General features: G+C 46.4%; 11 protein-coding genes. 6 read left to right on the top strand and 5 right to left on the bottom strand.

All coding sequences use genetic code 11. The annotated features are described in order from the left end of the window. Positions 1–77: 77 nt before the first annotated feature. The gene (locus tag MKY44_RS28565; RefSeq protein WP_341009969.1) at positions 78–629 is read left to right on the top strand and encodes a DUF4303 domain-containing protein; all 552 of its coding nucleotides are present in this window, start codon (positions 78–80) and stop codon (positions 627–629) included. A 244-nt stretch (positions 630–873) separates the two neighbouring features. Then, entirely contained in the window at positions 874–1,212 is a 339-nt protein-coding gene (locus tag MKY44_RS28560; RefSeq protein WP_074092858.1) for a hypothetical protein, read from the top strand. An 84-nt stretch (positions 1,213–1,296) separates the two neighbouring features. Here the strand turns inward: MKY44_RS28560 and MKY44_RS28555 are convergent, their stop codons facing one another. After that, positions 1,297–2,019 carry a YheC/YheD family protein gene (locus MKY44_RS28555; RefSeq protein ID WP_341009703.1) on the bottom strand — a complete coding sequence of 241 codons (723 nt, stop codon included), beginning with the start codon at positions 2,017–2,019 and terminating at the stop codon, positions 1,297–1,299. Positions 2,020–2,484: 465 nt separating this feature from the next. Here MKY44_RS28555 and MKY44_RS28550 point away from each other — a divergent pair, with 465 nt between their 5' ends. The 4 genes from MKY44_RS28550 to MKY44_RS28535 all read left to right on the top strand — a co-directional run bounded on the left by MKY44_RS28550 (position 2,485) and on the right by MKY44_RS28535 (position 9,067). Further along, entirely contained in the window at positions 2,485–3,579 is a 1,095-nt protein-coding gene (locus tag MKY44_RS28550; RefSeq protein ID WP_341009702.1) for a bifunctional glycosyltransferase family 2/GtrA family protein, read from the top strand. Beyond that, positions 3,579–5,870 (top strand): glycosyltransferase family 2 protein, encoded by a 2,292-nt coding sequence (locus MKY44_RS28545; RefSeq protein WP_341009700.1) that lies wholly within the window; start codon positions 3,579–3,581, stop codon positions 5,868–5,870. The genes MKY44_RS28550 and MKY44_RS28545 overlap by 1 nt, the downstream gene beginning before the upstream one ends. 11 nt (positions 5,871–5,881) lie before the next feature. Next, positions 5,882–7,735, top strand: a complete 1,854-nt coding sequence (locus MKY44_RS28540; protein ID WP_341009698.1) for a hypothetical protein — start codon at positions 5,882–5,884, stop codon at positions 7,733–7,735. 192 nt (positions 7,736–7,927) lie between these two features. After that, positions 7,928–9,067: a 5-methyltetrahydropteroyltriglutamate--homocysteine S-methyltransferase gene (locus tag MKY44_RS28535; protein WP_339298655.1), complete on the top strand. Its 1,140-nt coding sequence runs from the start codon at positions 7,928–7,930 to the stop codon at positions 9,065–9,067. Positions 9,068–9,342: 275 nt separating this feature from the next. On the opposite strand, the gene MKY44_RS28530 is transcribed toward MKY44_RS28535, so the two are convergent. Genes MKY44_RS28530 through MKY44_RS28515 form a run of 4 tightly spaced genes read right to left on the bottom strand, consistent with a single transcriptional unit; the run spans position 9,343 to position 13,285 of the window. Further along, on the bottom strand, positions 9,343–10,143 hold the full coding sequence (locus MKY44_RS28530) for an ABC transporter ATP-binding protein (RefSeq protein WP_341009696.1): 801 nt from the start codon (positions 10,141–10,143) through the stop codon (positions 9,343–9,345). Next, on the bottom strand, positions 10,121–11,173 hold the full coding sequence (locus MKY44_RS28525; protein ID WP_341009695.1) for a FecCD family ABC transporter permease: 1,053 nt from the start codon (positions 11,171–11,173) through the stop codon (positions 10,121–10,123). The genes MKY44_RS28530 and MKY44_RS28525 overlap by 23 nt, the downstream gene beginning before the upstream one ends. Next, positions 11,170–12,210 carry a FecCD family ABC transporter permease gene (locus tag MKY44_RS28520; protein WP_341009693.1) on the bottom strand — a complete coding sequence of 347 codons (1,041 nt, stop codon included), beginning with the start codon at positions 12,208–12,210 and terminating at the stop codon, positions 11,170–11,172. Before MKY44_RS28520 ends, MKY44_RS28525 begins: the two co-directional genes overlap by 4 nt. Continuing rightward, the gene (locus MKY44_RS28515; protein ID WP_341009691.1) at positions 12,203–13,285 is read right to left on the bottom strand and encodes an iron-siderophore ABC transporter substrate-binding protein; all 1,083 of its coding nucleotides are present in this window, start codon (positions 13,283–13,285) and stop codon (positions 12,203–12,205) included. The genes MKY44_RS28520 and MKY44_RS28515 overlap by 8 nt, the downstream gene beginning before the upstream one ends. Positions 13,286–13,372: the final 87 nt, after the last annotated feature.

The following is a 13,372-nucleotide window of genomic DNA, read 5'->3' as shown; positions in this document are numbered from 1 at the left end:
TCTAGTCCAAATAGCCAATTCATATCGAAGGGGCAAATGATCAACGAATGGAAAGGGGAACTCTAATCGTGAAGCCAATGCAAGAAATAGAGACGCTGGCCATAGAGATCGCCGCTGCCGCCAGAACGTCTTTTTGTACTCTTTTTGAAAATGGTGAACGTTACTATTATTGTACGTTATACACTACTGGCGAAGGACATGCGCCAAGCATCTCTGCCTGGTCGTGGGAAGCTCTGGCGTTGGAGTCGGCTAGGCAAGCAGAGGAAAGTGATACACCGGTATCCACGATTGCTGATCTCATCAAATGGTCGTATGCGGATTCGCCCTATTGTTGTTTTGGGGATGATCACTTTGACGATGTCAAACAACGATATAACGAGCGTCCTTACATTGCGGAACTGGAGAATGATGATTGGAATCGCGAGTTGGATGTGAGGCTGAACGCTATGGAGCTGGCGATGAAAATGCTCGATGATGAAGGCGTATTTGCCTTAAATCAACCGCGAGAGTCCGTATGTGTCCTTGTTGAAGTCATGCCACCAGATGAGATCAATACAGAAATTGCCTTACGTTTGAATCGGGCGGAATCTCCGGCTATGCAAGCATGGTTGGCGGAGGCAGCAGAATAGAAGCATCTGCAATTTGGAGAGTTTTGACCTTCTATTATGTACCGTTTCGACTCAATTGGCTGAATAAGATGATTATGATAATAGGACTATAATTCTCGAACCACCTTTGTACAGTAAAGGGTGGTTCTTTTTGTTGTTTGCGACCACTGTACAAACACACTTTTTCTGCCTTGTCCACATTTATACCTCACCAAAACTATTTAATTGCATCTAATAGATTATCAATAAAAAGGAGGTTTTGAGAATGGGAAATAGAAGACCTGGAGCACCTAGTGGTTATGACCCTGTTCAGATCTATAACTCGACTTCGTTTAATGCGAGTGGAGTAGTGGAGTATGCATCCATTTTTTGTAGCAACGATAGATATAGTGTTCAGCGTGATGAGACTTGGAGATCTTCCGGCCGTGGTGTGTGCCTGGTAACTAGAATCACCGCGACGGTTAGAACACCGAGTGGAAATATTGAGGCTGAACCGTATACCTCTTCTGGTACTTCGTACAGCCAGTTCGCCATTATACAGGTAGGGGTAAATCAGTTCCGAGTGACACGTGTTACAAGTGCGATTAGAAAATGCCGGAAATAACCGAAGAGGGTTAATATCAAGAACAGGTACTAAACAGGAAGAGACGACTGGCCATGAGTAAAAGGCTGGTCGTCTTCTTTTGCTTTAATGTTCTTTGTACCATAATATTCTTCGGTACATCGAGGAATCTTTCAAAAGTCGGAAAGGTCGTAAGGCTGGTTGATAATTGCCTTCGATAATCCAAATTCGCCGTTTCTTGTCGATGGCTATATCGAATCCAACTTGTCTAAGCATAGGGTAATGCTCTCCCAATCGTTTGGCAGCTAATCGTGCAACTTGTTCCGCTTTGACAAGTAAGCGCCGGTCTCCAATTCGAGCTAGTCTCAGTGCCTTAAGCACTGGAATGGGTTGGTTATTCACATTGGTGACTTGGTATCCCTGTGCTGCAACTTTAGCATAGGAACCTGTCACGTTCCAAATGGACGAGGAGCCTTTTTTGCGCTGAACCATGATCCGAATGTCGAACGGCCTGTGTTTAATTTGAGCAAGCTGCAGTCGCTTTTGGACAATATATTCATCACTTTTGTTTGTTTGTTCGAGCCATTCGAGTAACTGATCGTTGTCTCTCATGGTGACCGTGTTATTTTCATTTTGAATACGATAGGCATTTGCACCGTCGCGTCTAATGAACAGAATATCCCTTCCGTAACTCCCATTGCGAGGCTTCAGTACAACGCTGGGATATTGAAGAAGCATCTTCGTTAGCGTATCCTTCTCAAGCAACTGTGTTTCTGGCAACCGTTCTGCAAGAGAGGGCTCATCGCGCAGAATGCCATACTGCAACCATTTGTCTCTTTCGAATAACATTGGAATCACAGCCTTTTTCAATCGTCTACGGTAATTCTAATTCAAATTCGTGATCCGCATAAGTGGCCATTCGTCCAGATTTGTAAGTCGATGCATGTCCAATCGGTCGATGGAGACAGAAGATGAACTTTTGCGAGAAATGACTGCATTCTGGGGAGGCGTTCATTCACGCTTCGAGTGGCTTCTGGATACGCAGGTACACTTCTATCACAACCGTGGACAACTGCATGCCATGCTGGTACATATGCTGAAACGAGAGCAAATGTGCAATTGTTCGAGTAGTGCTAGACTAACCTCAACTAGTATTCAACTAGTATTTTTCGCCTATGAATTAGCTTATAAAAGAGTGCAACTTTTTTACCAATATATATACAAGTTATTCGTTTACTGTATGCCTTTTCGATGTTATACTCACAATATTCAAAAAAGAATTTGTGGAAATATGTCGAATTGAGGCTTATCACGATGATTATGGGTAAACAAAACGGCGAAACGATCATCCTTATTCCATCACTTGAACCGGATGAGAAACTTCCAGCCTATGTACGGCAATTGCGAGAGTATGGCTTCAGCAATATTGTTATTGTGGACGATGGATCAGGCGATGCCTATCAGTCGATTTTTGAGGAGCTTCGTGAGAACGGTTGTGCTCTGCTGACACATACGGAAAATAAAGGGAAGGGTGCGGCACTCAAAACCGGCTTTCAGTATATTGCTCAGCAATTCGATGCATCTTCCTTCGTTGTAACCGCTGATTCAGACGGACAGCATGCAGCTGAGGATGTCTACCGTGTAGCCCAAGAAGCAAGGCTTCATCCAGACTCGTTGGTGCTCGGGGTAAGGAACTTCAGTGAAGGAAACATACCGCCAAAGTCCCTGTTAGGCAATCGGATGACCTCTTTTATTTTTGCCATGCTATATGGAAAGAAACTATCGGATACCCAGACCGGGCTTCGTGCATTCGGTCCCAGGTTACTTGCGTTTATGCAGGATGTACGCGGTATTCGGTTTGAATATGAGCTTCAGATGCTCATCTCGTGCATTCAGTCTGGCATACCGATTCATACCATGCCAATCCAAGTCATTTATGAAAATGGCAATGCGGGAACTCATTTTAAAGCAATCCAGGATAGTACCCGGGTAATGGGTGTGTTGTTCTCCAATTTTCTGCGGTTCATTTCATCATCGGTGGCCAGTTCTGTTGTGGATTTGGGTATCGCCTGGTTTTTGATCGACGCGTTGCGGCCCATATTGGGTGAGCAGCACTATCTAAGAATTCTGCTTGCAACTGTGATTGCGAGAGTGATTTCCATTGTGGTCAACTATGTACTGAACAGACACTTTGTATTTCGCAAAGAGGATAGCCAGGGAAGTCTATGGCGCTATCTGACGTTATGCGGAGTGGTGATCTTGCTTTCCAGTACCGGTGTATATATATTCCATACCGTTCTCTTCGTAGATGAGAAATTGGCGAAATTCGTCTGTGATGCCTTGCTGTTCCTGCTCAGTTTCCAATTGCAGCGAAGATGGGTATTTGCAGCAAGGAGGAAGCAGCTGTAGTGCAAAACGAAAAAAGGCAGAATATCTTTTTTGTCATCACGATGATCCTGATGTCGATTTATTTGGTATGGCGTACGTTCTTTACGTTGCCATGGGGTGAGGGCGTTCTGAACGTCATTTTTGGTATGCTGCTGATTGTGGCTGAAACGGTCACCGTACTGACAACCTTTGAATTATTCTTTCAAAAGATGCAAAAAGAACGTACACAGCTCGACTTTCCAATCGTTCCGCCGGAGTATTATCCGGATGTGGATGTATTTATTGCTACGCATAATGAGCCTGTTGATCTGTTATATAAAACCGTTAATGCCTGTACGTTCATGGATTACCCGGACAAGCAGAAGGTTCATATCTATCTCTGTGACGATGGAGCAAGACCTGAGGTGGAGGAGCTTGCCAGACAGTTTGGCGTGGGATATCTGGGGTTCCCCGGCAATAAGCATGCCAAATCAGGTAATCTGAACAATGCTCTAAGCAAAAGTTCGTCTCCGCTCATTGCAACGTTTGATGCAGATATGATTCCACAGCACACCTTCCTGATGAAAACGGTACCCTATTTCATGCTCTCCACGTTTATTAAGGAGAATGAGGTATGGCGTCCTCGCCGAGAGGACGAGATGGACCCTAAGTTCAAGCTTGGTCTGGTACAGACCCCGCAGAGCTTCTACAATCCGGATCTCTTCCAGTTTAACCTGTATGCAGAGCAAGGCATCCCTAATGAACAGGATTTCTTCTCCAGAGAAGTAAACATCCTGCGTAATGCCTCCAATGCGGTAGCCTATACAGGAAGTAATACGATCATTTCCCGGCAGGGTATGGAAGACATCGGAGGTTTTCCGCTTAATACGATCACCGAGGACTTTGAGACAAGCATCCGCTTGCAGCAGGAAGGTTATATTACCTATGCGACTCAAGAAGTTCAAGCTGCCGGGCAGACAACAACAACAGTGAAGAGCATGATTAAGCAACGGATTCGCTGGGCAAGGGGTATCATTCAGAGCCTGCAGAATACGCGTGCACCCATATCGGGGAAGCTTCCCTTTTGGACGAGAGTAACCTACTTGAGTAGTTTCTTATACTGGTGGTCCTTCTTTAACCGCTTGATTTTCATTTTGGCGCCTATTTTGTTTGCGTTATTCGACTTCCAGATTGTAAATACAACCTTCTGGCAGATCTTAATATTCTGGCTTCCATCTTATTTCTTCTATAGTCTATCCATGCGATATCTGTCCAGCAATATTCGGAATCAGCGATGGAGTCAGGTTATCGATACCATATTTATGCCTTATCTGATCTGGCCGGTTCTCCTGGAGACGGTGGGCATTCGTGAGAAAAAGTTCAAAGTTACCAACAAAAGCAGAGCGAGCGGTCGACAATGGATGTCTGCTCTGTTATATGCACTTCCGCATATCTTCTTGCTGTTGCTATCCATTGCTGCCGTGATTCGGTATGTCAATGGCAAGTACGGCATTGCGCTGTTCTTCAGCAGTATCATTATTTTCTGGCTGATTCATAACATGATTGCGCTGTGTTACGCCCTTTTCTTCATGATCGGGCGTCGTGCGTATCGGGAGACAGAACGGATTCGGGCGCAGGAAGATGTCACGATTCACGACCAAGCCAACAATCTGCGATATCGGGCCAAAACGGTGGATGTATCTGAACAAGGGATTGCCTTCTATGTTCCCTATCCCATTTATTTGGCTGAGCAGAAGATCATCTCTCTGGTCGTCAAAACCGAGCGATATGAGGCCAACCTCGATGCAGTCATCGTTTATGTTAAACAGGATGGAGAGGGCTGGCGTTACTCGGCAACGGTTCAGCCGGTCGATGAACATGATAACCGCCAATATATGCAAATCATCTACGACCGTAAACACTCCTTGCCAGAGCAGATGAATCTGTGGGATACGGCTTATGACGATATGCTTCGCAATGTGAAAAAACGGATTGTTCAACCCAGATCGGATCAGCGAAAAATGCCGCGGCTTTCCCTTCAGCTTCCAGTTCATTTCACCAATGATGCTAGCTGTACGCTGCGCAGCTTCAATTATCGTTTCTTCTCCGCGACGGGATTCCAAGGTGATATTGCGGCAGGAGCGGTCGTTACTTTTTATACGAAGAGTAATATTGAGGTCATTTTGCAACATACGGGAAAAACGACAGCCCGTGAGCGCGAAGTGCTTCTCTCGGTGGAGAATATCGATGATATTGTGGAGAAGGGCTTGATCGACCAATTGCTGACTGATTTGATTCAGCCACATTCCGATCGTTCCACCAGAGAGGGTTAGGAGAGATAAAGATGCTCATTGTGCTTCATTTTGTGATGGGAGTTTTATTGATAATCTCCTTTGTTGGTTATATGCAGTTTGTTCGGAAGACACTTGCACTACGGTGGGAGTTTATCCCTGTATTTGTGTTTTCCTCGATTGCCTGCATCGTATATTTCGCTGGCTTGGCAGGTCAGCTCTTTATAGGAAGTATTATCGTGATGATACTCGGCTTGTTCCTTTTTAGAGATACGCTGGTTCGAGCTGTCCGACGAGGGACCAAGCCGAATGTATTGTTCTCGTTATTTCAGTTTTCTTTTCTGGGCTTAACGTTCATCTTTTTGCTGATTCTGTTCCAAAATCAATTGACACACTACGATAATTTCTCGCACTGGGCTATTGTATTGAAGCAGATGTTGAGTACAAATGCCTTTCCGACGCCAGACTCCAATCTGATTGATTTTAAAAACTATCCGCTTGGGACTTCGTCATTTATTTATTATGTCTGTCGCTTCATGGGGCATTCCCAGTCCGTGATGCTTTTGGCACAAGGTCTGCTTATCTTTTCATGTTTTTATGCCATGTTTGGCATTGTTTCAGAGAAGAAACGTTTTCTTCTGTACGCTTTTCTCGGACTCGGGTTATCTACGCTTTCTTTTTTCAATCTGACGATTCGGATCACCAATCTCCTCGTGGATTTCTTGCTTCCGATCTACGCACTCGCGATCCTGGCGGTGATTTACCAATATCGTCATAAGATCAAAAAGGCATGTATTGTTGTTCTTCCGCTTGCCGGATTGCTGACCATCATCAAAAGCACAGGGATTATTTTCGCCGCAATCGGCCTGATCTTCCTGGTGTATACGTGGTTGAGAAATGGGCAGCGCTCGAACTGGAAAGTCGGACTGGCTGTGCTGGGTACCATTGGTGGTTCATTACTTCCGTATTTCGGCTGGAGCTGGCGAATGGCGACGGTGTTCCAAGGCATTAATAACAAGTTCGAGGGAACAGCCTCGGTGATCAAAGCAGGTAAGACGGGAGAACAGAAATGGGAGATTCTGACGCTCTTCTTGAAATCAAGCATAGATATCACGTCCAGGCCTGTGCTCGGCATTGTACTTTTTCAACTTATCGCGATCGCAGCTTCTGTATTTGCCATCGTTGTGCTTAAGAAGAAGTGGAACTTATGGAAAGCATTAATTGCTTTGGACGTTGTTCTGTTACTGTACTATGCGGGTATTCTGGCACTGTATCTCTTCTCCATGCCATTGGATGAAGCCATTGTCCTGGCTGGATTTGAGCGTTATGCATCGAGTATCGTGGTGCTGTTCGCCGGTGGGCTGGTGTTGTGCGCTGCGATCGACCTGGAGCGATCATTCCACTATCGGATCGGTGAGGTGCCTGATTATCAATCCTTTAAGACGGTCAAGACGAAAGGTCATTATCAAAAAGGGATTATCGGCTGTATGGCGGTTGCTGCCACTATCCTTTTGTCCGAATACAATGGTATCGTGTCTATCTCCCAAAGCTATGATACAACGCTCCCTTACAAGATTCATGCGGTTACTGGTGATCGGTGGTACACAGGTGGGCAAGAGGATAATAACAGATATCTCTTCTACGCCTCAGACAGGGATCAACAGGTCACGAACTATTACATGCAATATGTAGGAAAGTATTTCTTGTATGCTCCTCATGTGGACGGGATTGTGTTGTTCTATGAGGATAATATGGATAACCTTCTGAGCGGCTATGATTATCTAGTGGTCGTCGAGACAGATCTCAACGCCAAGTGGTTGCTGAAAAAGCATTATGGCATTGATATGCAAGAGGGGATCTACAAAATTACCCGTTCCGGGGATCAGATCGTTCTTACGTTGACTTGAGTTCATAGATGTTGAGATCCTGTTCCGGGTACCCGGTCAGATAAGATTGATACATGATTGTATATAGAGTCTCCTTAAATATAGCCCGCTATAGCTTATACCTATAGCGGGCTATAACTCTTTTGTAGAACAGCTATTCCGATCGGATATGTTATATTTAAATTCTATAATGATAAACGGGGAGATTAAACTATGAGCCTACAAACAGAACCTAAACAACGAACAGTCACTCCATTTCGATATGATATTGTGGGCAGTTTCCTACGCCCGAGTGCGTTGAAAGATGCCCGATTAAAATACCAGAACGGCGAAATTACCACGGAACAGTTGAATGAAGTGGAGAATGCCGAGATTGTGAAACTTGTACAGAAGCAAAAAGAGGTTGGACTTCAGGCTGTAACGGACGGCGAATTCCGCCGCTCTTGGTGGCATCTGGACTTCTTCTGGGGCCTGGATGGTGTAGAGCGGACGATCATTGAGGAAGGCTACCGATTCAACGGTGCGACATCCAGACCGGAAACAGCCCGTCTGAGCGGCAAAATCAGCTACAGCAGTCATCCATTTGTAGCGCACTATGCCTTCTTGAAAGAAGCGGCTGGGGAAGACGTTGTTGCCCGTCAATCCATTCCAGCAGCAGCCCAGTTCCTATTCGAATTGGACCGGGCAGATAATAAAGAAAGCACACAGGCCATCTATCCGAACCGCCAAGAGCTTCTCTCGGACATTGCTGGGGCGTACAAAGCATCCATCCTGGCTTTCTATGAAGCTGGCTGCCGCAGCATCCAGATTGATGATTGCACATGGGGTGCATTGTGTGACCAACAGTTCATCACAGTGATGGAGCAGATTGGCGTTAATGTGGAAGAGTACGCAAACGAACTCGCAAAACTGAATGAAGATGTGGTATCAGGCCTGCCGGAAGACCTCGTGGTAACCACTCATGTCTGCCGCGGTAATTATGTTTCAACGTTTGCAGGAGTCGGTGGCGGTTACGAGCCGATTGCGCAGACACTTCTGAGCATCGATAACTACTCTGGATTCTATCTGGAGTTTGATACGGAACGGGCTGGTGACTTCAAGCCACTTCGTTTCCTGAAGGACAATCAGCAGGTTGTACTTGGCCTCTTCTCTTCCAAATTCGGAGAGTTGGAGAACAAGGAAGATATCCTGAAACGGATTGAGGAAGCTACACAATATGTTGATCTGGATCGAATCTGCCTGAGTCCACAATGCGGCTTCGCTTCCACGGAAGAAGGCAACCATCTGACCGAGGAACAGCAATGGCGCAAGCTTGCCTTCATTAAGGAAATTGCTGAAGAGCTTTGGAAGTAACATTTGCAGCGTCATTCATCATTTACGCATGTGTTTACGTATAAGAAAAATCGCTAAAAAGCCGTACGGACCATCATCCGTATGGCTTTTTGGTGTACCCTCACTTTTGAGTGGATGTTTGATCGGAGCTCATAACAGCCAAGAGAGTGAAGCAATGGGTAGAGATAAGAATAATGGTTCAGGGAATCGGCATGTCTGAGGAAGAGGTGTGGTGGACCGAAATAAGATAGCGACAGTTAGGACAAGGGATCTTTGTCGCAACTGCCGCTATTTGTCTATTTCGCATGATATCGCCCTTTAGGCACCACCATCGGTGATCCCGAGACGGGGTCTTCAATAACCGTACATTCCAATCCGAAAATATCTTTGACCTGTGGGGCGGTTATCACCTCTGCGGGCTCGCCTTCAGCCACAAGTTTTCCGGTGTGAAGCGCAAAGATATGATCTGCATACCGTGCCGATAAGTTGATATCGTGCAGTACCATCACAATAGTCGTTCCATGTTTGCGGTTCAGCTCGGTAAGCAGGTCCAGAATCTCGACTTGATACGTGATGTCCAAGAAGGTCGTCGGCTCATCGAGAAAGAGGATATCCGTCTGTTGCGCCAGCGCCATGGCAATCCAGACGCGCTGACGCTGACCGCCTGAAAGCTCATCAATATTGTGATTGGCAAACTCGGTAATGTTCATAATGGTCATGGCTTCGGCTACAGCCTCATAATCCTTCTTGGTCCAGCCACTGAACAAGGATTGGTGTGGAAACCTTCCGCGGCCAACTAGATCCGCTACTGAAATACCCTCTGGAACAATGGGAGACTGCGGGAGTAATCCGATCACACGAGCCAATTGTTTGGGCGGAATCTTGTTGATGGCTTTGCCGTCCAGCGTAATACTGCCGGATGTAGGCTTAATGAGCCTGGCCATCGTTTTCAAAAGAGTAGACTTACCGCAACCGTTAGAGCCAATAATGACGCTTATTTGATTACTTGGTATAACGATGTCCACACCGTGGATAATGATTTTATTTTCATATCCCGCAACGAGTTGTTTCGCTTCAAATACATGTGTCGGTTTCATTATAACTCCCCTTACGATTCATTCGGATTAACAGGAAGATCAGATACGGTGCTCCGAGTAATCCGGTAATGACGCCTACGGGGAATCTGTACTCAAAAGCAAACTGTCCGATGAGATCTGAGGCTAGAACCAGATTAACGCCAACCAGACCTGCTGGGATAATGTTCGAAGAACCAACACCTACGAGTCTCTTCGCAATAGGTCCCGCAAGGAAGGAGACAAAGGCAATCGGGCCTGTAGTCGCCGTAGCGATGGCAACCATGCAGACTGAACTGACAATAAGTGCAATTCTGGTCTTGTCCGTGTCTACACCTAGTGAGAACGCCGATTGTTCTCCGAGTTCCAATATACTGAGGTGTTTGCCCAGCATCATGATGATGGGTGAGCAGATCAGTACGGTAATCACGAGAGGTGGTAGTGCACTCATCTGAGAACCATTCAGACTACCTGTGAGCCATCGGATTGCGGCAGGGATATCCTTTTCAGAACTAACCAGTAGGAGATAGGAGATTACCGCATCAAGCATGGCTTGAATACCGATCCCGATAAGTATTAACCTTCCGATGGAGAATACTTTTCCTCTGGAGAGTACATATATGAACAACACCGTAGCCAGACCTGCAATCACTGAAGCCAGGGAAACAATGGCTCCGCTTGCATGAAGCACAACGATACAGAACACAGCCGCAGCGCTTGAACCTGACGTGATCCCGATGACATTTGGATTCGCCAGCGGGTTCCGCAACATGGTCTGGAAGGTATAACCTGCAATACCGAAGGCAAATCCGGCAAAGAGACCTGTAAGCATTCTTGGTAGACGTATCGTATTTACGGCAAAAGACACACCTTTGATCTTCTCTCCCGAAAGGGAGCTGATGACATCTTTAACCGGATAGATTGTGTTGCCAAGCAAAAGCATGGCGCAGCAAAGAGCACATGCAAGTATGGCAAGAAGACTGGTGACAAGTATCCAGCGGCGACGTCGATGACGTCTGCCCGCCATAATAAATTCAATCGCTTGATCTCTCATAATGAACGCACTTTCGATCGCATCGCAAGGATGATTAATATTGGAGCACCTATAAATGCGGTAACAACTCCGACTTCAAGCTCTCCAGGGTTGCTGATGAGTCTGCCACCGACATCGGATATCGTTAGAATGATCGCTCCAGCTATGGCTGACATCGGTATGACAAAACGTAAGTCGGGCCCCAGTATAAGGCGTATGACGTGGGTGGATAACAATCCGATGAAACCAATCGGTCCAGCAAGAGCAGTAGCTGCTCCGCATAATAAAACCCCTGCAAGAGCCGCAATGAATCGAAGTGTTCCTGTGCGAACACCGAGTCCTGTTGCAACATCGTCACCCAGCGCCAGCGCATTTAGTGCCGGAGCCGTAAGAAACGCAATAAGTACCCCAATGACCAGGAACGGGATGAACGTACTGATTCCACTCCAGGTTGCCGATCCTACGCTGCCCACTTGCCAGAACCTGAACTGGTCCATGACATACGAACGAGGGATCATAATGGCGGTGACGAGTGAGGAGAGCGCGGCGCTGATGGCCGCTCCGGCCAAAACAAGCTTAATGGGCGTGGCTCCGCCACGCCCCATTGAGCCGATTCCGAATACAAACACAGCCGTTATTGCAGCTCCGGCCAGTGCCAGCCAGATATATTGATTGGCGCTGCTGATGTTCAGGAAGGCAATACCGATCACCACAAACAGAGATGCCCCTGTGTTGACGCCCAATATGCTTGGGTCGGCAAGTGGGTTCCGGGTAACGGCTTGCATAAGTGCTCCTGATACGCCGAGTGCTACCCCGCATAACAAACTGAAGACTGTTCGGGAGATTCGTTTGCGCACGATGTTTGCCCCATAAGAGTCTACTTCCGGGTGAAATAATCCGTCGATTAACTCATGAAACCTCACGGGTCTAGAACCAAAGACCAGTGAGGCAATCAGAGTTGCAGCGAGCAGGATGAAACAAATGATTAACACCAAGATGAAGTTCTTGGGGACATGTGCTCGTATTCGATTATCGTTCGAAAGCGATGTACTATTCATTGATTTTATCGATGGCTCCACTAATTAATTTCAGGTAATCATCAATAGTATAGGAAATGGACAGTGGGTTTGGCGTTCCAGCAGCAACCAATGGTGTGTCTGCTTCAATGAATGCTACGGAACCACGTTTAACCGCAGGGATTTTACCCAGCAGCGGATCAGCCTGAATAGCTTTCAGCAACTCAGCATCTCCGTATCCAACGAGGATATCTGCATCATTGAGGGCTTCAGCATTCTCTGCACTTAAGCTCAGGGAGTAGCTGTTAGGGTCTGTAATTTGGCTTGTGATACTCTCGGGGACAACCAATCCCAGCTCACCCAAGAAAGATACGCGAGAATCGACAGGTGTATAGATATGAAGTTTGGACATGTCTTCAGCGGAGAAGTTAACCCAAACTACTTTTTTGTCTTTGATCTGAGGATACGCGGCTAATTTCTCGTTGACCATGGCCTCTGTATCTTTGATCAGTTGCTCGCCTTCTGCTTCCATACCCATACCTTTCGCATTGAAAGTAACCTGCTCGCGCCATGTCGTTGCCCATGGAGCCGTTGGGTAAGCTACAACCGGAGCAATTTCACTAAGAAGATCGTAGTCTTCCTGAGTGATACCGGAGTATGCTGCAAGAATAACATCTGGATTGGAATCGGAAATCGCTTCAAAATCAAGTCCGTCTGTATCTTGGAAAACGTTCGGGTCGGTTACACCGAGTTCATCGAGTTTCTTAGCTGTCCAAGGCAACAGTCCGCTGTCATCCTGAACACCAAAGTTAGCTGCCGAGAAACCTACAGGAACTTGTCCAAGTGCAAGAACGACATCTTGGTTGGCCCATTGTACAGTAGCTACACGCTCAGGCTTTTTCTCAATAACCGTTTCGCCCAGTGCATGCTTAATCGTAATTGGATATCCGGCATTCTCATCTGTATCGGCTGGTGATTCTGTAGCTGGAGCTGCCGAATCACTTGCAGCAGGAGTTGCTGCTGGCTCAGCTGTTTGGTTGCCACAACCTACCAATGCCAGGATAAAGATCAGTGAAATCAGTAACGCCGTTAATGGAAACTTTCTCTTTGTATTCATGTGTTTCCCCTTCCTGAATCATAAATTGTATTAGGTAGTGCTTAACATCCTGATTGATCAATTACATCCATTGAGATGTATAAAAAT

Origin of the sequence: Paenibacillus sp. FSL R7-0026, from assembly GCF_038004485.1 — a bacterium.
GTDB classification, from domain to species: Bacteria; Bacillota; Bacilli; order Paenibacillales; family Paenibacillaceae; genus Paenibacillus; species Paenibacillus xylanexedens_A.
This window is presented reverse-complemented; position numbering and strand designations above follow the sequence as displayed.

Bases quoted from the DNA above. Each gene is read 5' to 3' on its own strand.
- MKY44_RS28565 (WP_341009969.1), top strand. From the start codon at position 78: ATGCAAGAAATAGAGACGCTGGCCATAGAGATCGCCGCTGCCGCCAGA.
- MKY44_RS28560 (WP_074092858.1), top strand. From the start codon at position 874: ATGGGAAATAGAAGACCTGGAGCACCTAGTGGTTATGACCCTGTTCAG.
- MKY44_RS28555 (WP_341009703.1), bottom strand. From the start codon at position 2,019: ATGTTATTCGAAAGAGACAAATGGTTGCAGTATGGCATTCTGCGCGAT.
- MKY44_RS28550 (WP_341009702.1), top strand. From the start codon at position 2,485: ATGATTATGGGTAAACAAAACGGCGAAACGATCATCCTTATTCCATCA.
- MKY44_RS28540 (WP_341009698.1), top strand. From the start codon at position 5,882: ATGCTCATTGTGCTTCATTTTGTGATGGGAGTTTTATTGATAATCTCC.
- MKY44_RS28535 (WP_339298655.1), top strand. From the start codon at position 7,928: ATGAGCCTACAAACAGAACCTAAACAACGAACAGTCACTCCATTTCGA.
- MKY44_RS28530 (WP_341009696.1), bottom strand. From the start codon at position 10,143: ATGAAACCGACACATGTATTTGAAGCGAAACAACTCGTTGCGGGATAT.
- MKY44_RS28525 (WP_341009695.1), bottom strand. From the start codon at position 11,173: ATGAGAGATCAAGCGATTGAATTTATTATGGCGGGCAGACGTCATCGA.
- MKY44_RS28520 (WP_341009693.1), bottom strand. From the start codon at position 12,210: ATGAATAGTACATCGCTTTCGAACGATAATCGAATACGAGCACATGTC.
- MKY44_RS28515 (WP_341009691.1), bottom strand. From the start codon at position 13,285: ATGAATACAAAGAGAAAGTTTCCATTAACGGCGTTACTGATTTCACTG.